Raw genomic sequence first — 23,078 nt, 5'->3', positions numbered from 1 at the left:
CCGCATCACCCGGTCTTCGGTGGGACGACGGTGAGGTACACCGCGGTGAGGATGAAGTTGACGAAGAACAGCAGCAGGAACGTGATGACCACCGACTGGTTCACCGCGTCCCCGACACCCTTCGGGCCGGGCGGCGGGTTCAGCCCCCGGTAGCAGGCCACCACGCCGGCCAGGAAGCCGAACAGCGCGGCCTTGATCTCGGAGATCCACAGGTCGGGCAGCTGGGCGAGGGCGGAGAAGCTGGCCAGGTAGGCGCCGGGGGTGCCGCCCTGCAGGATGATGTTGAAGAAGTAGCCACCCAGCACGCCGACTACGCTGACCACGCCGTTGAGCAGCAGCGCGACCAGCGTGCAGGCCAGCACTCGCGGCACCACCAGGCGGTGCACCGCCGAGACACCCAGCACTTCCATCGCGTCGATTTCCTCGCGGATGGTGCGGGCGCCGATGTCGGCGCAGATCGCCGCCCCGGCCGCGCCGGCGACGATCAGCGCGCACACGATGGGTGAGGCCTGCTGGATGATGGCCAGCACGCTCACCGCGCCGGTGAACGAGGCCGCGCCCAGCTGGTTGACCACCTGGCCCAGCTGCAGCGAGACCACCGCGCCGAACGGGATCGACACCAGCATCGCGGGCAGGATCGACACCCCGGCGATGAACCAACCCTGTTGGATGAACTCCCGGACCTGGAACGGCCGCTTGAACGTCAACCGGACCACGTCCGCGCCGAGCGCGAACAGCTTGCCGGTCGACTCCAGCGCGCCCCGTCCCGGGAACGAAACCGTCGAACGTTGCGTCACCGAAGGCCTCCCTGGCCCTGCGGCGGCCGCGGTTCGCGGCCCGGCGGGTACGGCGACCACCGATTCTCCGGGATGCGCGCCACCTGCTCGGGCGGCAGCTGCCCGCGCTGCACGCCCGGCTGGTCACCGCCGGGTCCCGGCGGCTGCGGGCGGGGCTGGGACGCCTGCTTCCCCGCCGCGGCCGGCGCGGCGTTGGCCGCGGCCACCGCGGGCGAGCGCACCCCGTAGAACTGCTTCTGCTCCTCGGTGAGCGACTCGATGATGGCTTCCTGCGCCTTCGGCGGCAGCTCGTGCAGCATGCGCATGACGCGATCGGTCCGGCGCTTGTCGCCCTTGCGCGGCGGCAGGCCGGGGGTGGGCTGCATCTGCTTGGGCACGCCGGTGATCTCCTCCACCCCGCCCGCGTGGTGGCCTGCTTCGAACATCGCCCTCTCCGCGGCCAGCGTGGCGGAGTCCTTCTCCTCCGACATGCCGATCGGGCCGTCCATGCGGCCGTTGAGGAACTGCTTGACCACCGGCTCGTCGGAGGTGAGCAGCACCTCGCGCGGCCCGAACATGACCAGCTCCTTGCGGAACAGCATGCCGATGTTGTCCGGCACCGTGCGGGCCAGGTTGATGTTGTGGGTGACGATCAGGAACGTCGCGTCGATCTGCGCGTTGACGTCGAGGAAGAGCTGGGAGATGTAGGTGGTGCGCACCGGGTCCAGGCCCGAGTCCGGCTCGTCCACCAAAATGATCTCCGGTTCCAGCACCAACGCCCTCGCCAGTCCGGCACGCTTGCGCATACCGCCGGAGATCTCGCCGGGCAGCTTCTTCTCCGCGCCTGCCAGGCCGGTCATCTCCAGCTTCTCCAGCACGTTGCGCCGGATCTCGGTCTCCGACATCTTGGTGTGCTCGCGCAGCGGGAACGCCACGTTGTCGTAGAGGGTCATCGAGCCGAACAGAGCGCCGTCCTGGAACAGCACGCCGAACAGCTTGCGCACCTCGTACAGCTCGGACTCCGAGCACGACACGATGTCGATGCCGTTGATGATGCACTTGCCGCGATCCGGCTTGAGCAGCCCGATCATCGACTTCAAGAACACCGACTTGCCGGTACCGGACGGGCCAAGCAGCGCCGACACCTCACCCGGCGGCAACGTCAGCGTCACGTCCCGCCAGATGGTTTGGTTCCCGAAGGACTTCGTCAGGCCTTCGACGATGACCTCGGCTCCCATCGACCCTCCTGAATCCGCACTGCTCAAGGCCACGCCCGCGGGCCGCAGTTTCTCGGTGCAACGAGCCGGAGCGGCACAGGTTACTCGCCAGTCATGTTCTTTTCACCCGCAAGTGCCGTTCCGGCAGGGACGGCCCAGGGGGGGGCAACCTACCGTCCGCGTGGCCCAGCTCATAGCAACCGTTACCACATTGCAGGCCAACGGAAGTTGCCCCGGACGCAGCACAGGGCAGGCACCCGAACGGATGCCTGCCCTGTGCGCACTGCGTTCGTCGGTCGTTCGACGAGAAGTTACTTCAGGCTGACCGAAGCGCCGGCGCCCTCGAGCTTCTCCTTCGCCGCCTCGGCGGCCTCCTTGTCGACCTTCTCCAGGATCGGCTTCGGAGCGGACTCGACCAGCTCCTTGGCCTCCTTCAGGCCCAGGCCGGAGACGATCTCCCGGACGACCTTGATGACCTGGATCTTCTTGTCACCGGCCGACTCGAGGATGACGTCGAACTCGTCCTGCTCGGCGGCAGCGGCCTCGCCACCGGCGGCCGGGGCACCCGGCGCGGCGGCCACGGCGGCGACCGGAGCAGCCGCGGTGACCTCGAAGGTCTCCTCGAACTTCTTCACGAACTCACTCAGCTCGATCAGCGTCAGTTCCTTGAACGCCTCGAGCAGCTCGTCGGTGCTGAGCTTGGCCATGGTGGCCTTCCTTTCTTGTGCGGGCTTGGGCTGGTGTCAGCTCTCGGCAGGGGTGTCGGTGCTGTCGCCGGATTCGCCCTTGCGCTTGTCCTCCAGCGCGGCGGCGAGCCTGGCGACCTGGGTGGCAGGAGCCGCGAACAGGGCGGCGGCCTGCGACAACTTCGCCTTGAACGCGCCGGCGGCCTTGGCCAGCAACACCTCGCGGCTCTCCAGGTCGGCGAGACGGGAGATCTCGTCGACGGTGAGCGGGTTGCCGTCCATGTAGCCGCCCTTGATCTGCAGGGCGTCGTTGTCCTTCGCGAACTTCTTGAGCGCCTTCGCCGCGTCGACCGGCTCGCCCTTGATGAAGGCGATCGCGGTCGGACCGACGAACAGGTCGTCAAGACCTTGCACGCCCGCTTCCGCGGCAGCGCGCTTGACGAGCGTGTTCTTCGCGACCCGGTACTTCGCACCAGCGCCGAGGGCGCGACGCAGCTCGGTGAGCTGGGATACCGAGAGGCCGTCGTACTTGGTGATCACCGCGGCCGAGCTGGTGCGGAAGTCCTCCGCGAGCTCGGCGACGGCGGCCACCTTGCTCGGCTTCGCCATCCAGCGCCTCCTCTCTTGGCTGGCGACCGCAGGCATCGAAGCCCCCACATACGACAAACGCCCCGGCGCAGGACGGCGCGGGGCGTACACATGAGCACACGCACAAGCGTGGCCAAGCCTCGTCCTCCTGCGCGGGCCGCCCGCGGCTGCGGGACCTTCGATCCATCCCGGGGATGGATGACCAGCGGTCTTCGGTAGAACCTTGTCGAGGATACGGCACGGCTTCGCAGCCCCCGGCACCGGGTCGGGCTTTGCGGGCCGGTGTGGGCAAGCCGGGTCAACTTGCCGCGGACACCCGAGACCTCGGCGACCGCGGCAGGCATCATGGACGCCGTGGCGGATCAGCGACACGACGACCAGCAGCCGGACCCGCGCGACGGCCAGCAGGCTTCGCCCGGATCCCAGGCCGGGGCGAGCACGTCTGCGGACACCCCGGAGGGCACCGCAGCGGGTTCACCGGACGCGCCGGGCGCCTCGAGCGCGCCGGTGCCCGCGCCGGGCGGACCGCCGAGCGTGGCCTCCGGGCAGCACGGCCCCGGCGACGCCCAGGTCCCCGCCACCCAGCTGGACCCGGAGCAGCTGCGGCTGTTCCAGGAATTCCAGCAGTTCCAACAGTTCAAGCGGTTCCAGGAGTTCCAGCAGGCCCAGCAGCAGGGTCTGATCCCGCCTGCCACCCAACAGGCCGGGACGGCGCTTCCTGCACCACCGGTGCAGCCGCCCAGCGCTGCCGTCCAGCAGGCCGGCCCCGCGCACACGGGTCAGCTCCAGCCGGCTGCCGCCCGCGAGGTCATGCCGTCGGCCGCGGGGGAAGCGAACGGCCAGCCGACAGGCAAGGGCAAGGCCCCCCGGTGGCTGGTCTCCCTCGGCGGGAAGATCCTCGGCGCTTTGCTGATGCTCGCGGCGATCGTGGTCGGCGCGGCCATCGCGATCGACTACTTCTTCGGCGCGGACGACCCGGTGAGCCCGGAGGAGCACGCCAGCCTGGGCGGTAAGAAGGCCGAAGGGACGAAGCTGTACGCGAGCAATCCGTACGAGGCGGTGCGCCGCGTCTACGACGACATCGCCCAGGGCGCGACCGAGGACATCTGCTACCGGTTCGACGAAGCGGCGCGCGAGCAGTTCGCCTCCGCTTTCAACCACGAGACCTGCAGCGATGCCGCCGCCGAGCTGCACAGCAAGGTCACCGACGCGGACTCCTACGCCGAGTCGCTGCCGTCCCACGTGTCCAATCCGCAGCTCGGCGACGAGATCGAGATCGACTCGTGCCAGGTCGGTATCGCCCCGGGGGGCGTGGTCGGCGGGCCCGCGCTCGGTGTGTTCACCGTGTCGAAGATCCCGAACGCCGAAGGCGACCAGTGGATCATCACCGAGTACGTCCCCGGCCCGGAGAAGTGCCCGCGGAAGCCCTGATCCGCGGCCGACCCCGGCCACACCCGCTACCACCAACAGGACCGACGGTCATGGCAAGTCCTTCGGTAGCGACAGCCGTGTTTGGTACTGGCGCACTCTCTGTGCGAACTGCGGACAACCAGCCTTCTCCAGGTGCTCCGCCATCGACGCTTTGCCGCTCTTCTTCAGCCAATACAGGGTCTGCCGCAGCGTGGCCTCCCGGACGTGGATCGGAGAACATTCGTCAATCAAGAGGAAGAACTCGTCCGGCGCGTACACCTCGTGCGGCAGTTCGACGTCCTCCGCTGCTGCCTCCTGCAGACCACGGTCGCAGCTCAAGACGTAGTCAGCACCGCAGGCGACAGCTGCGGCGTGTACGTGAGCATCATGCTGATCGGATCCGGGAAACGATCCGTCCATGCCGAAGTCCTCGACCCGACCGCCCTCGAAGGTGCTCACGATCCGATCGCGTACCAAAGCACTCTGTGGAGACGCACATGTCCCCTGACAACGCCGAAGGGCGGCCCGGGATGGCCGGGCCGCCCTTCGGCAGAGCTTGTGAGCCTTGTCAGCTGCGGATGACCGTCAGGCCGCTGCCTCCGCCTCCGCCAGCAGGTCGCGGGTCTTCGCCGGGTCGACCGGGATGCCCGGGCCCATCGTCGTGGTGAACGTGACCTTCTTCAGGTAGCGCCCCTTGGCCGCGGACGGCTTGGCCCGCAGGATCTCGTCCAGCGCGGCGGCGTAGTTCTCCACCAGCTGCTCGGCCGTGAACGACACCTTGCCGATGATGAAGTGCAGGTTCGCCTGCTTGTCCACTCGGAAGGTGACCTTGCCGCCCTTGATGTCGGCGACCGCCTTGGCCACGTCCGGAGTCACGGTGCCGGTCTTCGGGTTCGGCATCAGGCCACGCGGACCGAGGATGCGTGCGATCCGCCCGACCTTGGCCATCTGGTCGGGGGTGGCGATGGCGGCGTCGAAGTCCAGCCAGCCGCCCTGGATGCGCTGAATCAGGTCGTCGCTGCCGACCACCTCGGCGCCGGCCTGCTCGGCCTCCATGGCCTTCTCACCGGTCGCGAAGACGGCCACCCGGACGGTCTTACCGGTGCCGTGCGGCAGGTTCACGGTGCCCCGGACCATCTGGTCCGCCTTGCGCGGGTCCACACCCAGGCGCATGGCGACCTCGACCGTCGCGTCCATCTTGGTGGTGGAGGTCTCCTTGGCCAGCCGGGCCGCCTCCAGCGGCGTGTACAGCCGGGTGCGGTCGATCTTCTCCAACGCCTGCAGGTACTTCTTGCTGCGCTTTGCCATGTGTCTGTCCTTCGCGGATCAGTCGTGGTGTCCGGGCCAGCGCCTGGCCCTCCCACGCTCGAAGCGGGTTGCTTACTCGACCGTGATGCCCATCGACCGGGCGGTGCCTGCGATGATCTTGGCCGCCTGCTCGATGTCGGTCGCGTTCAGGTCGGCCTTCTTGGTCTCGGCGATCTCCCTGACCTGGTCCCAGGTCACCGTGCCGACCTTGTTCTTGTGCGGCTCGCCCGAGCCCTTCTCCACGCCGGCGGCCTTCAGCAGCAGCTGCGCCGCGGGCGGGGTCTTGAGCTTGAAGTCGAACGAGCGGTCCTCGTAGACGGAGATCTCCACCGGCACCACGTTGCCGCGCTGCGACTCGGTCGCGGCGTTGTAGGCCTTGCAGAACTCCATGATGTTGACGCCGTGCTGACCCAGCGCAGGGCCGACCGGCGGAGCCGGGTTGGCCTGGCCCGCGGGGATCTGCAGCTTGATGATCGCCGCCAGCTTCTTCTTCTTGGGTGGCATGTCGTTTCCTTGTGTGTGTTGTCATCCCGCGCACCTGCCGTAGCGCGGGCTCCTGCAAGCTCTGCCGGCCTCGTGGACCGTCAGATCTTGGAGACCTGGTGGAAGCCCAGCTCGACCGGCGTCTCCCGACCGAAGATCGACACCAGCACCTTGAGCTTCTGGGCGACCGGGTTGACCTCGGAGATCGTCGCCGGGAGCGTGGCGAACGGGCCGTCCATGACGGTGACCGACTCGCCGACCTCGAAGTCCACCTCGACGACCTCGCCCGCGGCGACGTCCGCCCCCTCCTCGGCACCGGCCTTGGCCTTGCCCGCCGCCTTCTCCGTCTTCGGCAGCAAGAACTTGACCACCTCGTCCAGGCTCAGCGGGGACGGGTTGTTGGTGGCGCCGACGAAACCGGTCACGCCCGGCGTGTTGCGGACCGCGCTCCACGACTCGTCGTTGAGCTCCATCCGGACCAGGATGTAGCCGGGCAGCACCTTGCGCTGCACCAGCTTGCGCTGGCCGTTCTTGATCTCGGTGACCTCTTCGGTCGGCACCTCGACCTGGAAGATGTAGTCCTCGACGTCCAGCGTCTGCCGACGCATCTCCAGGTTGGCCTTGACCTTGTTCTCGTACCCGGCGTAGGAGTGCACCACGTACCACTGGCCGGGCAGCTTGCTCAGCTCCTCGCGCAGCTGCTCGGCCGGATCCGGCTCCTCGTCGACCTCGGCCGACTCGGCGGCCTCGGCCTGGTCGCCGGCGTCAGCCTGGCCTTCCGGGCGGGCGTCCTGGCCGGTCTCCTCGGCAGTCTCCGGCTGGCGCTCGTCGGCCACCGCCTCGTCCGTGGCGTCGACGGCAGCACCGTTGGCTGCGTTCTCCGAGGTCACGTTGCAGTCCTCACAATCTCTCTTCGCTCGCGCCGATCAGCCGAACAACGCGAAGACGGCCTTGGCGAACACCCAGTCCAGCGCCCACACCAGCGCCACCATGAAGGCGACGAAGGCGAGCACGACCGCGGTGTAGGTGACCATCTGCTTCCGGGTTGGCCAGATGACCTTGCGCAGCTCCGCGACGACCTCCCGCAGGAAGCGGGAGATCCGCCGGAAGATCGACTGCTTCTCGCCGTCGTCCTCCCGCTTGGTTGCCGGGGCCGGGGAGCCCTTGCGCTTGGCGGGCGCCGAGGCGGACGAACCACGACCGGCCTTGCCTGCACCGACGGCGGCGGGCTGCTTGACCGCATCGCCGGCAGCCCGCCTACGGGCACGCCGACCCGCGGCGGTCTCCGGCCGGCGCGGACGCCGCGCGTCCTCGCCGTTGCCCTTCGCGCCGTCGTCGCTCACGCTCGAACTCCTTAGCTCGTGGCCGGTCTGTGCACTTGGCAGGGGTGACAGGACTTGAACCTGCAACCTGCGGTTTTGGAGACCGCTGCTCTGCCAATTGAGCTACACCCCTATGGCAGCGCCCGCTTGCGCCGAAGCGGACACACGAACTCGACACCGTGTCGGCCCCGCGGGCACACGGTCGTCGGCGTTCAAGTAAGGGAGTGTACGGCAACGCCGACTCGTGCCTGAGTTCGGTCCCGTGAAACGATGCATCCATGGCCGATTCACACTCAGCGCAAGCCCGTCGAATTTCCGAGCGTATCGCCTCGATCGAGCCCTCCGCCACCCTGGCGGTGGACGCCAAGGCCAAGGAGCTGAAGGCCCAGGGTGTCCCGGTGATCGGCTTCGGCGCTGGTCAGCCCGACTTCCCCACGCCGGAGCACGTGGTGGAGGCGGCGGCGAAGGCGGTGCGGGACCGCGCCAACCACGGCTACACCGCCGCCGGGGGCCTGCCCCAGCTGCGCGAAGCGATCGCCGAGAAGACGCTGCGCGACTCCGGTGTGCGGATCAGCCCGTCCCAGGTGCTGGTCACCAACGGCGGCAAGCAGGCCGTCTACTCGGCGTTCGCCACGTTGTGCGACCCGGGCGACGAGGTGCTGCTGCCCGCGCCGTACTGGACCAGCTACCCGGAAGCGATCAAGCTGGCCGGCGGTGTGCCGGTGCAGGTGACCGCCGACGAGTCGACCGGCTACCTGGTCTCCGTCGAGCAGCTGGAAGCGGCCAGGACGCCGCGCACCAAGGTGCTGCTGTTCAACTCCCCGTCGAACCCGACCGGCGCGGTCTACCCGCGCGAGCAGGTGGAGGCGATCGGCCGCTGGGCGCTGGAGCACGGCATCTGGGTGGTCACCGACGAGATCTACGAGCACCTGGTCTACGACGGCGTCCGGGCCACGCCGATCACCGCAGCGGTTCCGGAGCTGGCCGACACCACGCTGGTGCTCAACGGGGTGGCCAAGACCTACTCGATGACCGGCTGGCGGGTCGGCTGGATGCACGGTCCGCAGGATGTCATCAAGGCCGCCACGTCGTTCCAGTCGCACCTGTGCGGCAACGTGTCGAACGTCGCCCAGCAGGCCGCCCTGGCGGCGCTCTCCGGCCCGCAGGACGCCGTGGAGGAGATGCGCCAGGTGTTCGACCGGCGCAGGCGCAAGATCGTCTCGATGCTGTCGGAGATCCCCGGCGTCGAGTGCCCGACACCGCAGGGCGCCTTCTACGCCTACCCGTCGGTGAAATCGTTCCTCGGCAAGCCGCTGCGCGGCTCGACGGCGCAGAACACCGTGGAGCTGGCCGACCTGGTGCTGCAGCACGCCGAGGTGGCGATCGTCCCCGGTGAGGCGTTCGGCACCCCCGGCTACTTCCGGATGTCCTACGCGCTGTCCGACGACGACCTGGTCGAGGGTGTGTCCCGGCTCGGCAAGCTGCTCAGCGAAGTGGCGTGAAGCGCGATCGGCACAGGGTCCGCCGGACTCGGCAACCGGCGACCGGCGGACCCTGCCGGATCGGCGCGCGAGCTGGCATCCCGCGCGAGGAAACTCGGTGATGTTCGCCACCCCTACCGCGTGGTCGTGGCCATCGCTGGTTCGGCCGGCCCCCGATGGGGAGCCCCCGCGAAGCTCCGCAGATCACGTCCTGAATCGGCCGTGGTGGGTAGGTGAGAGGCGTGGCGGGTCGGTGATCAGTCGATCCGCACCACGGCGGTGGCCTTGCCCAGTACCGGGCGGCCTTCGAACTTCGCGGTGATCGCCACGGTGGCGCGCCCGTCGGAGATCTCCGTCACCTTGCCGGTGAGCTCGACCTCGGCGCCCTTGTCGTCGTCCGGCACCACGACCGGCCGGGTGAACCGCGCGAACAGGTCGACGACCCGCCCGGAGTCCCCGGTCCATTCGGTCACCAGCCTGCCGGCCAGCGCCATGGTCAGCATGCCGTGCGCGATCACGCCCGGCAGGCCGGACTCGGTGGCCTGCCGTTCGTTCCAGTGGATCGGGTTGAAGTCCAGGGAAGCGCCCGCGTAGCGGATCAGGTCCTTGCGGGTGATGCGGACGTTCAGCGGGGGCAGCTCGGTGCCGACCTCGACGGCGCTCAGATCGGCGCTCATGCGTCGGCTCCCCGGACGACCAGCTGGGCACGCGTGGTGCACACCAGCTCGCCGGACTCGTCGGTGATCTCGGCGCGCAGGTTCAAGAAGTCGTTGCCCATGCGGTCGAAAATGTCCTCGACGTAGGTGGTGATGCGCAGCTTGTCCCCGGCGTGCACCGGGCGCTGGTAGACGAAGCGCTGGTCGCCGTGCACCATCCGCGAGTAGTCCAGGCCCAGCTCGGGGTCGTTGATGATCGCGTTGATGGCGTCCAGGTTGATGATCGTCAAGAACGTCGGCGGGGCGATGACGTCGGGATAGCCAGCGGCTTGCGCGGCTGCCTTGTCCCGGCTCAGCGGGCTGGTGTCACCGATCGCGTCGGCGAACTCGGCGATCTTGGCGCGACTGACTTCGTACGTCTCCTTGGGCGGGTAGCACCGCCCGACGAATGACCGACTGAGTGCCACGTCAGGAGCTTATCCGCCGCGCAGGGAGACTCAGCGGGTCTCCTTGTGCACCTGGTGCTTCCCGCAGTTCGGGCAGAACTTCTTCAGCTCGAGGCGGTCAGGGTCGTTCCGCTTGTTCTTGCGGGTGATGTAGTTGCGGTGCTTGCACTCTTCGCACGCGAGCGTGATCTTCGGTCGCACATCGGTGGCAGCCACTGCGTGTCCTTTCTCGTGGCGCGCCGTGGCGCCTTCTCATCATCCCAACTTCGAGTAGCGGGGGCGGGACTTGAACCCGCGACACCACGATTATGAGCCGTGTGCTCTAACCACCTGAGCTACCCCGCCAGGTCAGCGTGGAGCCCCTTTACGGAATCGAACCGTAGACCTTCTCCTTACCATGGAGACGCTCTGCCGACTGAGCTAAAGGGGCATGCTCTCTGCGAGAGCACTTAGAACTTTACAACCCCGCCCGCGGGCGATGAAAGCGGGGGGTCAGTTGAGCAGCTTGAGCACCGTCTCGGACTGAACGTCCAGGTGACGGGCGGTGCGCGCGTGCAGCCACGCCTCCAGCCGCTCCTCGCACAGCGGCCGGGAGATCAGGTAGCCCTGAGCAACGTCACATCCCATGGCCTCCAGCTGGTCGCGCGCCACGTCCTCCTCGACGCCCTCGGCCACCACGGTCAGCCCGAGCGAGTGGCCGAGCTCGACGATGGACCGCACCACCGCCAGGTCGTTCAGGTCGGTGCCCATGCCGAGCACGAAGCTCTTGTCGATCTTCACCTCGTCCACCGGCAGCTGGCGCAGGTAGGCCAGCGACGAGTACCCGGTGCCGAAGTCGTCCACGGCCAGCACCACGCCGAGCGCGTGCAGCTCGCGCAGGATCGGCAGGGCGCGCTGCCGGTCGGCCATCACGCCCGACTCGGTCAGCTCGAGCGTGAGCAGCTCGGGCGGCACCTGGAAGCGCTGCAGCGCGGCGGCCACCAGCCCGGGGAACTCCTCGTCGGACAGGCTGCGCACGCTCATGTTCACCGCCACCGAGATGCGCAGCCCCGCGTCGAGCCACTTGCGGGCCCTGGCCAGCGCCTCGTCCAGCACGAACGACGTGAGCGCGCCGATCAGTCCGGCCGCCTCGATCGGCGGGATGAACTCGTCCGGGTGCAGGTCGCCGAACTCGGGGTGCTTCCACCGCACCAGCGCCTCCACCCCGAGCACGGTGCGCTTCGGCAGCGAGATCTTCGGCTGGTAGTGAACCGTGACCTGGTTGCTCTCCAGCGCCTGGCGGAACTGGCTGACCAGCTGGAACCGGCGCATGAAGATCTGCCCCATGCTCGGCACGTAGCCGCGCACCTCGTCGGTGTTGCCGCTGGTTGTGATGGCGCGCAGCGCCACGTCGGCGCGCTGCAGCAGGCCGTCGACGTCCATCCGGCCGACCGCGTCGTCCACGTCGCTGCTGGCGTATCCGACGATGGCGTGTGCCTCGACGGTCAGCCGGTCGATCGGATACGGCATGGACAGCTCGCTGCGCACCTGCTCGGCGATCTCCCGCGCGGTCGACTCCGGGCAGGTGAGCAGGGCGGCGAACGATGCGCCTTCCAGCCTGGCCACCGGCACCTCCGGGCCGAGGACGTCGACCAGCCGGCGGCCCGCGATGCTGACCATCCGGTCCGCCCACGCGTAGCCGAGCGCGTCGCAGACCGTCGAGAAGTTGTCCAGGTCCACCCGCAGCAGCACGACGTTGCGCCCGGAAGCCAACGGACCGCGCGCGGCGTGCGAGATCCCCGGGCGGTTGAGCAGGCCGGTCAGCGGGTCGTGGTAGGCGTCGTGCTTGATCGTGGCGGTCAGCCTGCGGTTGTCCAGCGCGGTGGCCAGATGCGCCGACATCGCCCCGAGCAGCTGCAGGTCGGCCGCCGCGAACCCGCGCCAGCGCGAGCGGCGATCGTGCGCTTCCACCACGCCGAGCAGCTGGGTGGCACTGCGCAACGGGCAGATCAGCACTTCCTCCGCGCCGCGCGCGGCAAGCGCACGCCGGACATCGGGGCGGCTGTCGACCAGCCGGACGTGCCGCGGCCTGCTGTGCGGAAGCCGGATCAGCGGGTCGTCCGCGGAGACGTCCTCACCGTCCAGCGGGTCGCCCGCCACCACCGTGGTCAGCGTGTTCGCGCCGTCCAGTCGCAGCCGCAGCACCACCCGCCGGGCCGCCAGCTGATCCTTGATCCTGGCGGCCAGCGCTTCCCAGTCCGCAGGGCCGAACTCACCGGGCAGGCCGGTGTCGGTCAGCTGCCCCGACCTGGCCACCATCAGGCTGACGTCGGCCAGCGCGTCGATGTCCCGCTGCTCCCGGAGCAGATCGCCGTAAGCCCAGTACAGCCCGGCCAGGCCGATGCCCATGGCGGCGACCAGCAGCCAGCCCGCGGGCACCTCGGTGGCCACCAGGTAGCCGACCAGGCCCGCCGAGGCGTTGATCATGCCGACGACCAGGACCCGGGTCATGAACCGCAGCCCGGTGGACAGCTTCATCCGGTTGCGCAGCACCCAGACCGAGACCATGGCCAGCACGGTGCTGGCGGCCGGCGCGGCCACCGCACCGGCGAACGCGGCGGGCCAGGTGATCGACTGCGCACCCATCGCCGCGGCCACCGTCGTCGCCACCGCGTAGGCGGTGGTGATCTCGATGACCAGCACGCCGGAGTTGTAGAGCTTGCGGCGGTTGACCCCGCGCGCCACCAGCGTGCCGACTCCGGCGATCACATGCGTGACCAGGATGAGCTCGTACTCGGCCACCATCAGCCCGACGACCAGCGGGATCTCGGTGAACGACACCGTCCAGGAGATGCCGCTGCGCACGTCGATGTTGATGGCCAGTGTCTCCGCGGCGACGAACGCCACCAGGAAGAGCGCCGCCGTCGGCAGCGTCGCCGCGGTGAACGTGAACGGCTCGACCAGCGCCATCGCGACGGCGCCGGCGGCGGCGAACGCCAGGATCAGCCACGAAAACCACCGGAATCCTGCTTCGCCGGTGCCGTCACCCCCACTCGCCCCGGATTCCCCGCCGGACGGCGGTTCCTCCAGGGCCGACGGATGCGCCCCCGGCCGCTCCGACGCAGTGTCGCCGCGGTCGCTCAAGTGATCTCCTGCTCCCCTAGCCGGACCCTGAAGCCCGATTACTGTATCGCGCCTTGGCGGATTCCACCTCGTGCGAGAAATTAACGAGGTGGCCACCGAAAGGTATTGCCATCGACAGGCGGTCGTTGACCGGACCGGTCAAGGTCCGCATCGAGGGTTTCGACCCGACTGGAGGGCGGTGTTCACGACGATGTTCAGGAAGTGGGTTCGACGCATGGCGGTGCTTGCCGGGGCTGCCGGGCTGGTAGTCACCTGCGGCTTCGTCGTGCCGGCTGCGCAAGCGGAGTCCGACTTCGCCACGCCGAACAGCCTGCACGTGCGCAAGGATCTGGTGATCGGCCACCGTGGCTCGTCCGGCTACCGGCCGGAGCACACGCTGGCGTCCTACCGGCTGGCCGCCAGGATGGGCGCCGACTACATCGAGCCGGACCTGGTGGTGACCAAGGACGGTGTGCTGGTCGCCAGGCACGAGAACGAGATCAGCGAAACCACCGACGTCGCCGAACACCCGGAGTTCGCCGACCGCAAGACCACCAAGACCATCGACGGCCAGGAGATCACCGGCTGGTTCACCGAGGACTTCACGCTCGCCGAGCTGAAGACGTTGCGGGCCAAGGAGCGGGTGCCCGACATCCGCCAGCGCAACACCATCTACGACGAGCGCTACACCATCCCGACGTTCGCCGAGGTGCTCAAGGAGGCGAAGCGGCTGTCGAAGGAGCTCGGGCGGCCGATCGGCGTCTACCCGGAGACCAAGCACCCGACCTACTTCCGCAAGATCGGCCTGCCGATCGAGCCGCGGCTGGTCGCCGAGCTGAAGAAGGCCGGGCTGAACCACCCGAACGCCAAGGTGATCGTGCAGTCGTTCGAGGTGAGCAACCTCAAGGAGCTCGACCGCCAGCTGCGGGTGCCGCTGGTGCAGCTGATCTCCTCCACCGGCGCGCCGTACGACTTCGTCGACTCCGGCGATCCGCGCACCTACGCCGACCTGATCACGCCGAAGGGCCTGCGGGAGATCGCCAGCTACGCCGACGGCATCGGCCCGGACAAGCAGCTGGTCATCCCGTGGAACCCGGACGGCACCCTCGGCGAGCCGACCCGGCTGGTCCGGGACGCCCACCGGGTGGGGCTGAAAGTCCACCCGTACACCTTCCGTGCGGAGAACTCGTTCCTGCCCGCGGACTTCCGCTCCTCGGACAACCCGGCGCACTACGGCCGGATCCACGAGGAACTGGAGGTCTACTTCGACGCCGGCGTGGACGGGGTGTTCACCGACAACCCGGACATCGGTGTCGAGGTCCGCGACGACGAGGAGAACTGACGGAGAACTGACACTTCGTCCTTCCCACTCCGGTGACGGCCCGCCGGGAGCGCTTGGCCCCGGCGGGCCGTCTGCTTGCCTGCCGGGGCGCTCGAGCCGAGACCGTCGGTGGCCGGTGCTCCAATCACGGCCATGACCGACACCACGCCCATCGGCGAGCGGGGCGGCCAGGACCCGGTTGCCCAGCCGCTGCCCATGCCGCCCGGCTACGGCGAGCAGCAGACGACTTTGGCCTGGCCGACCGTGCGGGCCAAGCTGGTCGAGGCCAAGCAGTACTGGATCGCGGTCGACAACGGTGACCGCAACCCGCACGTGGTGCCGCTGGACGGCATGTGGATCGACGACCGCTGGTACCACGGCGGAAGCCCGCAGACGCTGCATCGCCGCCTGGTGGCGAAGAATCCGGCAGTGACGATGCACCTGCCCCACCCGTGGGAGGTCGTCATCGTCCAGGGCACGGTGTCCACGGCGGGCATCGACGACGAGCAGGCCGCGCGGTTGGCGACGACCTTCGCCGAGAAATACCCGGAGTACGGCCCGCCGAACGCCGAGCTGTGGCGTGACGGGCACGTGCTGATCCCGCGCAAGGTGCTGGCGTGGTCGGACTATCCACGCGACGCGACGCGCTTCGTGTTCGGTTGACGGGCTCGAGCATGTGCCGCTGAGGCTGTCGGCACCGCACCCCCGCCGTTGCCAGGACGGTTTCGGCAAACTTCTCGATGGTGATCACGCACCGCCGACACGCCTGATGATCAGGATTGCTGATAGCAGACGAAACAGCGCCACGGAAGGCATTTGTCGATATTGTCACAGCACAGTCTGCGTCGCTGCAGGTGATTGCGTTTTTGTGAACAGGCGACGGCTGAATCGCGCGAGTTTGTCTGTTACGGTGCACGGACATGTCGGGAAAGCACGCATTGCCTGCTGATGGCGGCAAACCGCGGGGGGTGTGCACGACAATGCCAAGAGCGATCGATTGATTCATCACTTGGATGCCGTCGGCTCGGTACACGTATCAGCGCTGGACGCTCCGGGCGCGGATCCGAGCAGAGCCGGCCTGCACTGGTCCATGGGCATAAGCCGCAAGGGATGACGGCGGGAACACGGCCCGACGGCACCAAGACAGACGGGTGACAATTCGACCGGCCCGGTTCACCGCCTGCCGCGTCATCACCATCGGAGCCGGTGATCGGATCGACGGTATCCCGTTGGCATTCCAGCCGACGACGACCTGAATTTCTCCGAGAATACCGAATCCGGTTTCGGCGCACTTGTCGTCGATGAGTACATCGTTCACTGCGCGTGGTTTGTCACGGTTGATGAGCGGGTAGGTGAACAGCCACACCCGTCTGTCCCGGCTGAGCGGCTTGCGCAATCGGAGCGGCGAATACGTTCCACCGCCCCGCCGCGCGGCCGACCACAAGCTCCGGTCGCCGGTGCCACGCATCTCGCGACCGGTACCGAGCGGACCACGGCCGAGGAGATCGAGCCGTACCGCCGGTCGGACACCAGAAGAAGGAAGGGAACCAGGTTCAGCGCAATAGTCGAGCACCAGAAGATGAAGCACTCGTAGGAGGCGAAACACCGTGACTCTCGCAAAGAGCCGGATTCCGGACACCTATCCGACCCGACTCGCCAGCGGGCGGGCGCAGCTGCTCGAGCGGACAGACCCCACCGTCTGGGGCGACGAAGCGGACGGCCCGTTCGACGCGGCCGGGCTGGCGGCGCACGACAAGAACGGCTACACCATCATCGAGGGCCTGCTGACCCCCGCCGAGGTGCAGACCTACTGGCAGGAGCTGAAGCGGCTGACCAGCGACGAGCAGCTCAAATCGGACGAGCGGGTGGTGACCGAGAAGCGCTCCGGCGAGATCAGGTCCATCTTCGAGGTGCACAAGATCAGCGAGGCCATCGCCGAGCTGGCCACCGACCCGCGCATCTTGGACCGGGCACGGCAGATCCTCGGCTCCGAGGTGTACATCCACCAGAGCCGGGTCAACTACATGCCCGGATTCCGCGGTACCGGCTTCTACTGGCACTCGGACTTCGAAACCTGGCACGCCGAGGACGGCATGCCGCGGCCGCGGGCGGTCAGCTGCTCGATCGCGCTGACCGACAACTACCCGTTCAACGGCGGGCTGATGGTCATGCCGGGATCCCAGCGGACGTTCGTGCAGTGCATCGGCGAGACGCCGGAGAACCACTACAAGAACTCGTTGCGCGAGCAGGAGATCGGCGTGCCGAGCGAGGAGAACATCACCAAGCTGGCCGCCGAGCACGGCATCGACCAGTTCACCGGGCCCGCCGGGTCGGCGCTGTTCTTCGACTCGAACATCATGCACGGGTCGGGCAACAACATCACGCCGTTCCCGCGCTCGAACATCTTCCTGGTGTTCAACAGCGTCGAGAACACGTTGGTGGAACCGTTCGCGGCGCCCGCACCGCGTCCGGAATTCATCGCCGCTCGGGACTTCACGCCGCTGACGCGCTGACGGTACCCGCCGGGGCTTCATAGCCGTCATCACCGGCGGCTCGCCGACGCCCACAGGCCGTGCAGGAGCTTTCCTGCACGGCCTGTTTCGTCCGTTCGCAGCCTCCCGCAGCTTGCGTCCGTATGCCGGCCTCCGCTGTTTCCGTCCGCGCCCTGCCTTCTGTGCTGGGTACGTTCGTTCGCCACCCTCACCTGCGCTCTACCAGCGCATTCGACGCGATTGGACCAGTCACGACGCATCTCACCGCGCTCCCGCCCGTCCGGATCGAGTTTGTCCAGGTCAGGGCCGCACCAAACGGAAGATCTCCGGTCACGGCCTCGCCCGCACCACATGAATTCACCCATTGGCTTGTGAGCTGCGCCATAATCAACTTCGCGGGGGCACTGCGGGTCGACTCCTCCAGCAGCGCGTAACCGATCGACTCCGTCGACCGAAGTCGCGTTGCAAGGGGATGCTCCGTGTCCTCACGTGCCCGCAAGGATCGGACGCTTGGAGGAGCTGTGAACCTAGGAACGGTATTCGTCAGTGAGCTGGTCGGCACAGCCATGCTGATCTTGCTGGGCGCGGGCGTGGTCGCCAACGTGCTGCTCAGGAAGAGCAAGGGCTACGACGGCGGCTGGCTGCTGATCAACATCGGGTGGGGTTTGGCCGTGTTCGCCGGCGTCTACGTCGCCTACCGGAGCGGCGGCCACATCAACCCGGCCGTCACGCTCGGCATCCTGGCCAGTGGAGAAGCGGAATACGCGCCCGGCGTGGCCATCACGTTCGGATCCACGTTGGTCTACATCGCCGCACAGTTCATCGGAGCGTTCATCGGAGCCTGCCTGGCATGGGCGGCCTACAAACCGCATTTCGACAACGACCCGGACGAGTCCAAGAAGCTCGGCGTCTTCTCCACCGGTCCGGAGATCCGCAACTACGGGTGGAACTTCACCACCGAGGTGATCGCCACGTTCGTGCTGGTCTTCGTCATCCTCAGCTTCGGCAAGACGCCGACCGGCCTCGGCCCGCTCGCTGCGGCGCTGCTGGTGGTCGCGATCGGTGCCTCGCTGGGTGGCCCGACCGGGTACGCCATCAACCCGGCTCGTGACCTCGGCCCCCGAGTGGCGCACGCAGTGCTGCCGTTGCATTACAAGGGCTCCCGTGCGGCCGCCCGCGTGGCCGCCGGTGCAGGCGGCGAGCTGCCGGAGGACCCTGGTCCCGGCTCGGACGCCCCCGGCAAGAAGGGCTCCAGCGACTGGGGTTACTCGTGGGTGCCGGTGTTCGGCCCGATCGTGGGTGGTGTGCTGGCTGGGTTGCTGTCCCAGGCTCTGCTGTAACCGACCGCCGGATCACCTCCGGCACATCCCGACCGACAAGCTCGCAAAAGAAGGGACATCATGGCTTCTTACGTCGCAGCGATCGACCACGGCACGACCTCCACTCGCTGCATGATCTTCGACCACTCCGGCGGTGTCATCGCCAGCGAGCAGCGGGAGCACGAGCAGATCTTCCCGCAGGCAGGCTGGGTCGAGCACAACCCGGAAGAGGTGTGGGAGAACACGCGAGCGGTCGCCGCGGGCGCGCTGGCCAAGGCGGACCTGACGGCGGGCGACATCGCTGCGGTCGGCATCACCAACCAGCGCGAGACGACCGTGGTGTGGGATCGCAAGACCGGCAAGCCGGTGTACAACGCGATCGTCTGGCAGGACACCCGCACCGACCGCATCATCGCCAAGCTCGGTGACCTGGGCGGCGGCCAGGAGCGCTACCGGGAGAAGACCGGGCTGCCGCTGGCCACCTATTTCTCCGGTCCGAAGGTGATGTGGATCCTGGAGAACGTCGACGGCGCGCGTGAGCGCGCCGAGGCGGGTGACCTGCTGTTCGGCACGATGGACAGCTGGTTGCTGTGGAACATGACCGGCGGCCCGGACGGCGGGTTGCACATCACCGACCCGACCAACGCGTCCCGGACGCTGCTGATGGACCTGGACACGCTGAACTGGGACCCGGACATCGCGTCGGACATGGGCATCCCGATGTCGATGCTGCCGGAGATCAGGTCGTCGTCCGAGGTCTACGGCACGGTCCGGGAGCGGGGCGCGCTCGGCGGAGTGCGCATCGCCGGCATCCTGGGCGACCAGCAGGCGGCCACGTTCGGCCAGGCCTGCCTGTCGCCGGGCGAGGCGAAGAACACCTACGGCACCGGCAACTTCGTGCTGCTCAACACCGGCACCGAGAAGGTGCTGTCGCAGAACGGCCTGCTCACCACGGTTTGCTACAAGATCGGCGACAACGCACCGGTGTTCGCGCTGGAAGGCGCGATCGCGGTGACCGGGTCGCTGGTGCAGTGGCTGCGCGACAACCTGAAGATGATCAGCTCGGCGGCCGAGATCGAGGAGCACGCCCGCACGGTCGAGGACAACGGTGGCGCCTACTTCGTGCCGGCGTTCTCCGGCCTGTTCGCGCCGTACTGGCGGTCCGACGCCCGTGGCGCCATCGTCGGCCTGACCCGCTACGTCAACAAGGGTCACCTGGCCAGGGCGGTGTTGGAGGCGACGGCGTTCCAGTCGCGCGAGGTGATCGACGCGATGAACGCCGACTCCGGTGTGCCGCTGAAGTCGCTGAAAGTCGACGGCGGCATGGTGGTCAACGACCTGCTGATGCAGTTCCAGGCCGACATCCTCGGTGTACCGGTGATCCGCCCGGTGGTGAACGAGACCACCGCGCTCGGCTCGGCGTACGCGGCGGGCCTGGCCGTCGGATTCTGGGAGTCCGAGGAGGACATCCGGAACAACTGGGCCGAGGACAAGCGCTGGGAGCCGAACATGGACGAGGCCCGGCGCGAGCGCGAGTACAAGAACTGGAAGAAGGCGGTCACCAAGACCTTCGGCTGGGTCGAGGACGAGGACTGACCGCTCGTCGAGGAAGTGCCGCTCGTCCCCGCGCGGACGAGGGCAGGTGAGATCAGCGAGCGCGGCACCGCATGGCTGGGTCCTCGTCTCCCCGCGCGGACGAGGGCAGGTGAGTGCGCGAGCCGGCCCGGCCCGTCCGGCCGCTCGGCCTGTGGCTGGGCCGGCTCGTGCGCACTCGCGGGCAAGCTGGGTGCACCGCCGACATCCACACCCGCCACCACCAGCGCGGCAGACTCCTCGGCGCGCTCGGCACCTGGACGTGCGATGGGCAGGTCATGACAGCGAACCGGGCTCCCCCAGTGGGACGGCACGCAACCAGATCAGCCGGTCAGGGGCCGGTCGCAGCACCTGCCGGCGATGACGACACCGACGACCGGCAGCCGGAGCCGCGGTACGTCCGAGGCCCGGCCTGCCAGTGGTGGCGCACCGCCGACCAGTGGCCGACACCGATAGGACCGACACGAAAACAGGTGCGGCGGCGGAAGTCGGCGAGCGCGACGCGGGTCGATAGGGTCGGCAGTTGGGTGAGATCGCGACGCCGGTCGACGAGCCGGGCGCGAACCGACGGATCCAGGTGCGGACCGAAGCGCCGACCCGAACCGGCGGAACCTGGACGGACCGGTGTGCCGTCACGAGCGAACGGATCACTGTGCGGATCGATGAGCCGGGCGCGAGCTGACGGATCCCGCTACGAAGCGGTGTGCCACCGCGAGTTGTGCCCGGTATCCGGTACAGACCGGCGCGTTGGCACGAGCGGGCAGGTCGGCGTCCGCATCGACGAGTCCGCCACGAGCTGACGGAACCCAGGACGAATCAGCGAGCTCCCCCCGTGAGCCAAGCGGGATCACCGAGCTCCCGCCGTGAGCCGAGCGGGATCACCGAGCCATCGGCGGATCCGCCGTGGCTGCCGAGTTTCGCTGCTCGGCCGGCCGGGAACCGGCCGCCCACCGGGCCCGCAACCCGGTTCGGTTCGCGTTGCTCTTGCGGGCAACTCACGCGTGTCGCATGGGCCAGCCGGAAGGGATGTGGATCACCCGCACAGACGTGGAGCCCACCCGCACGCCCAGTCCGATGTACCGTGGCGCGAGACCCGAAGCTGTAAACGGCGGCGCAACCCCGCGCGGAACGGACAGCACCCGTTTTGCGTACAACTTTCCTCGGTTACGGCGGGAATTCGACTGATTCCTCCTCGTAGTGGCTGACGCCGGGGCTGCCCGCTGCTAGCCTCCGCCGCGCGGCATGGTCGCCGATGCCGCGCAAGGGGGGAGAGGTTTTAGGTGAGTACGCCGACGTTCACCGCTGTCTTGCGGGTGGCCGAGTTCCGGGCCATGTGGCTGGCCGAGGTGTTGTCGGTCGCGGGAGACCAGATCGCCCGCGTCGCGCTGTCCGTGCTGGTGTTCGACCGGACGGACTCGGCGGCGCTGACCGCGCTGACCTACGCGCTGACGTTCCTGCCCGCCCTGGTCGGCGGAGTCATGCTGTCCGGCCTCGGTGACCGTCACCCGCGACGCACCGTGATGATCGCCAGCGACATCGGCCGCGCCGTTCTGGTCGGCCTGATGATCGTCCCGGGCATGCCGCTGTGGGCGCTGTGCGCGTTGGTGGCCGCGGTGACGTTGCTGAACGGCCCGTTCAAGGCGGCACAGCAAGCGCTCCTGCCGGACGTGCTCACCAACGGCAAGTTCCGGGTCGGCATGGCGCTGCGGAACATCAGCTCGCAGGCGGCCCAGCTGGCCGGGTTCGCCGGCGGAGGCTTGATGGTCGCGCACTGGGGGCCGTTCGTGGCGCTTGCCGTCAATGCGGGCACGTTCGTGGCATCGGCCGCGCTGCTGCTCCTGTTGCGCCGTCGTCCTGCGGTGACGCCCAGCTCGAAGGAGGGGCAGCAGTCCTACCTGTCCTCCATCGCCGCCGGAGCCGCGCTGGTGTTCCGCGTTCCTGCCTTGCGCACGCTGCTCGCGCTGAACTGGCTCGCCGGGTTCTACGTCGTGGCCGAAGGCCTTGCCGCACCGTACGCCGACGAGATCGGCGCAGGACCAGCCGCGGTGGGTCTGCTGATGGCGGCCGACCCGCTCGGCTCGGTCATCGGCGCCGCGATCTTCGGCCGCTGGGTCTCCGAGGAGACCAATGTGCGCGCGCTCGGCCTGCTCGGCATCGCGGCGGGCATCCCGCTGATCCTGCTGGCGCTGAAGCCCGCACTGATCGTGGCCCTGGCACTGCTGGCGCTGTCCGGCGCATTGGCCACGGGATATCACTTCCAGACCGTCGTGCAGTTCACCGAGCGCCTGCCGGACGAACGACGCGCGCAGGGCACCGGCCTGGCGTCCTCCGGGGTGATCACCGTCCAGGGCCTCGGCGCGCTGGCCGCCGGTGGGCTGGCCGACCTCATCGGAGCGGCGAACGCCATCGGCGTGGCCGCGGTGGCTGGTGTGCTCGTCGCGATCCCGATCGCGATCTCGTGGGCCCGGGTACGCCACACGCCGCCGGTTCGGAGCGCAGCAGCATGACGGCACCGGTCGGGGGCGCGCCCGCGGGAATCCGTCTCCGCACCAATTTCTCAGTCGTCTCGATTCGCCACCACGAAAGCCGTCCCGCAAGCACGCGAGCGACGTCCCGACCGTACGAAAGCCTCAGTTGTCCCGGTTGGCCATCTCGGACTCCCCTCTGTTCGGCTGCCGACCCTGCACCCCAGCGACCACGTCAGTTGTCCCGGTTGGCCACTGCCTACACCTCCGATTCCGTGACGAAGCCCGCACGTAGTCACCGACCGCTCAGTTGTCGCGGTTGGCCATGTCCAGCACCTCCCTGTCGTCGCCCGGACCTGTCGGCTCACCTGCTCAGTTGTCCCGATTCGCCATGTCCACACCTCCTCACCGCA

General features: G+C 68.4%; 23 protein-coding genes and 3 tRNA genes. 9 read left to right on the top strand and 17 right to left on the bottom strand.

The genetic code is table 11. The annotated features are described in order from the left end of the window. Positions 1-5 precede the first annotated feature (5 nt). From CXP56_RS00300 to rplJ, 4 genes are all read right to left on the bottom strand, one after another. A complete protein-coding gene (locus CXP56_RS00300; protein WP_028847373.1) occupies positions 6-797 on the bottom strand; it encodes an MlaE family ABC transporter permease in 792 nt (263 codons plus the stop codon). Further along, on the bottom strand, positions 794-2,014 hold the full coding sequence (locus CXP56_RS00295) for an ABC transporter ATP-binding protein (RefSeq protein ID WP_051310090.1): 1,221 nt from the start codon (positions 2,012-2,014) through the stop codon (positions 794-796). The genes CXP56_RS00300 and CXP56_RS00295 overlap by 4 nt, the downstream gene beginning before the upstream one ends. 290 nt (positions 2,015-2,304) lie before the next feature. After that, the gene (gene rplL, locus CXP56_RS00290; RefSeq protein ID WP_028847374.1) at positions 2,305-2,700 is read right to left on the bottom strand and encodes a 50S ribosomal protein L7/L12; all 396 of its coding nucleotides are present in this window, start codon (positions 2,698-2,700) and stop codon (positions 2,305-2,307) included. A 36-nt stretch (positions 2,701-2,736) separates the two neighbouring features. Next, on the bottom strand, positions 2,737-3,288 hold the full coding sequence (rplJ, locus tag CXP56_RS00285; RefSeq protein ID WP_028847375.1) for a 50S ribosomal protein L10: 552 nt from the start codon (positions 3,286-3,288) through the stop codon (positions 2,737-2,739). A 333-nt stretch (positions 3,289-3,621) separates the two neighbouring features. On the opposite strand from rplJ, the gene CXP56_RS00280 reads away from it, so the two are divergent. Continuing rightward, positions 3,622-4,698 carry a hypothetical protein gene (locus CXP56_RS00280; RefSeq protein WP_156899165.1) on the top strand — a complete coding sequence of 359 codons (1,077 nt, stop codon included), beginning with the start codon at positions 3,622-3,624 and terminating at the stop codon, positions 4,696-4,698. 48 nt (positions 4,699-4,746) lie between these two features. On the opposite strand, the gene CXP56_RS00275 is transcribed toward CXP56_RS00280, so the two are convergent. The 6 genes from CXP56_RS00275 to CXP56_RS00250 all read right to left on the bottom strand — a co-directional run bounded on the left by CXP56_RS00275 (position 4,747) and on the right by CXP56_RS00250 (position 7,923). After that, a complete protein-coding gene (locus tag CXP56_RS00275; RefSeq protein ID WP_286898999.1) occupies positions 4,747-5,136 on the bottom strand; it encodes a hypothetical protein in 390 nt (129 codons plus the stop codon). A gap of 126 nt (positions 5,137-5,262) precedes the next feature. Continuing rightward, positions 5,263-5,985, bottom strand: coding sequence for a 50S ribosomal protein L1 (rplA, locus tag CXP56_RS00270; RefSeq protein WP_028847377.1), 723 nt, complete (start codon positions 5,983-5,985; stop codon positions 5,263-5,265). Positions 5,986-6,057: 72 nt separating this feature from the next. Beyond that, the gene (gene rplK / locus CXP56_RS00265) at positions 6,058-6,489 is read right to left on the bottom strand and encodes a 50S ribosomal protein L11 (protein ID WP_028847378.1); all 432 of its coding nucleotides are present in this window, start codon (positions 6,487-6,489) and stop codon (positions 6,058-6,060) included. A gap of 80 nt (positions 6,490-6,569) precedes the next feature. Further along, positions 6,570-7,358, bottom strand: a complete 789-nt coding sequence (nusG, locus tag CXP56_RS00260) for a transcription termination/antitermination protein NusG (protein ID WP_286898995.1) — start codon at positions 7,356-7,358, stop codon at positions 6,570-6,572. A 36-nt stretch (positions 7,359-7,394) separates the two neighbouring features. Further along, positions 7,395-7,811 (bottom strand): preprotein translocase subunit SecE, encoded by a 417-nt coding sequence (gene secE, locus CXP56_RS00255; RefSeq protein ID WP_028847380.1) that lies wholly within the window; start codon positions 7,809-7,811, stop codon positions 7,395-7,397. A 36-nt stretch (positions 7,812-7,847) separates the two neighbouring features. After that, positions 7,848-7,923: transfer RNA gene (locus tag CXP56_RS00250), tRNA-Trp, on the bottom strand. Positions 7,924-8,068: 145 nt separating this feature from the next. Here CXP56_RS00250 and CXP56_RS00245 point away from each other — a divergent pair. Further along, positions 8,069-9,292 carry a pyridoxal phosphate-dependent aminotransferase gene (locus CXP56_RS00245; protein WP_028847381.1) on the top strand — a complete coding sequence of 408 codons (1,224 nt, stop codon included), beginning with the start codon at positions 8,069-8,071 and terminating at the stop codon, positions 9,290-9,292. 236 nt (positions 9,293-9,528) lie between these two features. On the opposite strand, the gene CXP56_RS00240 is transcribed toward CXP56_RS00245, so the two are convergent. From CXP56_RS00240 to CXP56_RS00215, 6 genes are all read right to left on the bottom strand, one after another. Next, a complete protein-coding gene (locus tag CXP56_RS00240) occupies positions 9,529-9,948 on the bottom strand; it encodes a MaoC/PaaZ C-terminal domain-containing protein (RefSeq protein ID WP_028847382.1) in 420 nt (139 codons plus the stop codon). Beyond that, the gene (locus CXP56_RS00235; RefSeq protein ID WP_028847383.1) at positions 9,945-10,394 is read right to left on the bottom strand and encodes a MaoC family dehydratase N-terminal domain-containing protein; all 450 of its coding nucleotides are present in this window, start codon (positions 10,392-10,394) and stop codon (positions 9,945-9,947) included. The genes CXP56_RS00240 and CXP56_RS00235 overlap by 4 nt, the downstream gene beginning before the upstream one ends. A 30-nt stretch (positions 10,395-10,424) precedes the next feature. Continuing rightward, positions 10,425-10,589 carry a 50S ribosomal protein L33 gene (gene rpmG, locus CXP56_RS00230; RefSeq protein WP_028847384.1) on the bottom strand — a complete coding sequence of 55 codons (165 nt, stop codon included), beginning with the start codon at positions 10,587-10,589 and terminating at the stop codon, positions 10,425-10,427. A 55-nt stretch (positions 10,590-10,644) separates the two neighbouring features. Further along, positions 10,645-10,718, bottom strand: a tRNA-Met gene (locus CXP56_RS00225). Positions 10,719-10,727: 9 nt separating this feature from the next. Continuing rightward, positions 10,728-10,803: transfer RNA gene (locus tag CXP56_RS00220), tRNA-Thr, on the bottom strand. Positions 10,804-10,865: 62 nt separating this feature from the next. Next, a complete protein-coding gene (locus tag CXP56_RS00215; RefSeq protein WP_028847385.1) occupies positions 10,866-13,496 on the bottom strand; it encodes a putative bifunctional diguanylate cyclase/phosphodiesterase in 2,631 nt (876 codons plus the stop codon). A 214-nt stretch (positions 13,497-13,710) separates the two neighbouring features. Between CXP56_RS00215 and CXP56_RS00210 the strand changes: the two genes are divergently transcribed. Together CXP56_RS00210 and CXP56_RS00205 are read left to right on the top strand one after the other, a co-directional pair. After that, entirely contained in the window at positions 13,711-14,817 is a 1,107-nt protein-coding gene (locus tag CXP56_RS00210; RefSeq protein WP_245566611.1) for a glycerophosphodiester phosphodiesterase, read from the top strand. A 132-nt stretch (positions 14,818-14,949) separates the two neighbouring features. Further along, positions 14,950-15,459 (top strand): hypothetical protein, encoded by a 510-nt coding sequence (locus CXP56_RS00205; protein ID WP_051310092.1) that lies wholly within the window; start codon positions 14,950-14,952, stop codon positions 15,457-15,459. 373 nt (positions 15,460-15,832) lie between these two features. Here the strand turns inward: CXP56_RS00205 and CXP56_RS00200 are convergent, their stop codons facing one another. Then, positions 15,833-16,384 carry a hypothetical protein gene (locus tag CXP56_RS00200; protein WP_286898983.1) on the bottom strand — a complete coding sequence of 184 codons (552 nt, stop codon included), beginning with the start codon at positions 16,382-16,384 and terminating at the stop codon, positions 15,833-15,835. Positions 16,385-16,403: 19 nt separating this feature from the next. On the opposite strand from CXP56_RS00200, the gene thpD reads away from it, so the two are divergent. The 5 genes from thpD to CXP56_RS00175 all read left to right on the top strand — a co-directional run bounded on the left by thpD (position 16,404) and on the right by CXP56_RS00175 (position 22,707). Then, positions 16,404-17,309, top strand: coding sequence for an ectoine hydroxylase (gene thpD, locus CXP56_RS00195; RefSeq protein ID WP_028847388.1), 906 nt, complete (start codon positions 16,404-16,406; stop codon positions 17,307-17,309). Positions 17,310-17,809: 500 nt separating this feature from the next. After that, positions 17,810-18,628: an MIP/aquaporin family protein gene (locus tag CXP56_RS00190; protein WP_028847389.1), complete on the top strand. Its 819-nt coding sequence runs from the start codon at positions 17,810-17,812 to the stop codon at positions 18,626-18,628. A 60-nt stretch (positions 18,629-18,688) separates the two neighbouring features. Next, positions 18,689-20,203: a glycerol kinase GlpK gene (gene glpK, locus CXP56_RS00185; protein ID WP_028847390.1), complete on the top strand. Its 1,515-nt coding sequence runs from the start codon at positions 18,689-18,691 to the stop codon at positions 20,201-20,203. A 520-nt stretch (positions 20,204-20,723) separates the two neighbouring features. Beyond that, on the top strand, positions 20,724-20,882 hold the full coding sequence (locus CXP56_RS00180) for a hypothetical protein (protein WP_286898977.1): 159 nt from the start codon (positions 20,724-20,726) through the stop codon (positions 20,880-20,882). A gap of 598 nt (positions 20,883-21,480) precedes the next feature. Continuing rightward, on the top strand, positions 21,481-22,707 hold the full coding sequence (locus CXP56_RS00175; RefSeq protein WP_028847391.1) for an MFS transporter: 1,227 nt from the start codon (positions 21,481-21,483) through the stop codon (positions 22,705-22,707). Positions 22,708-23,078: the final 371 nt, after the last annotated feature.

Source organism: Thermocrispum sp., from assembly GCF_002919275.1.
Lineage (GTDB): Bacteria > Actinomycetota > Actinomycetes > Mycobacteriales > Pseudonocardiaceae > Thermocrispum > Thermocrispum agreste.
The sequence above is the reverse complement of the archived record's forward strand: the minus strand, read 5'-3'. Positions and strand labels throughout refer to the sequence as shown.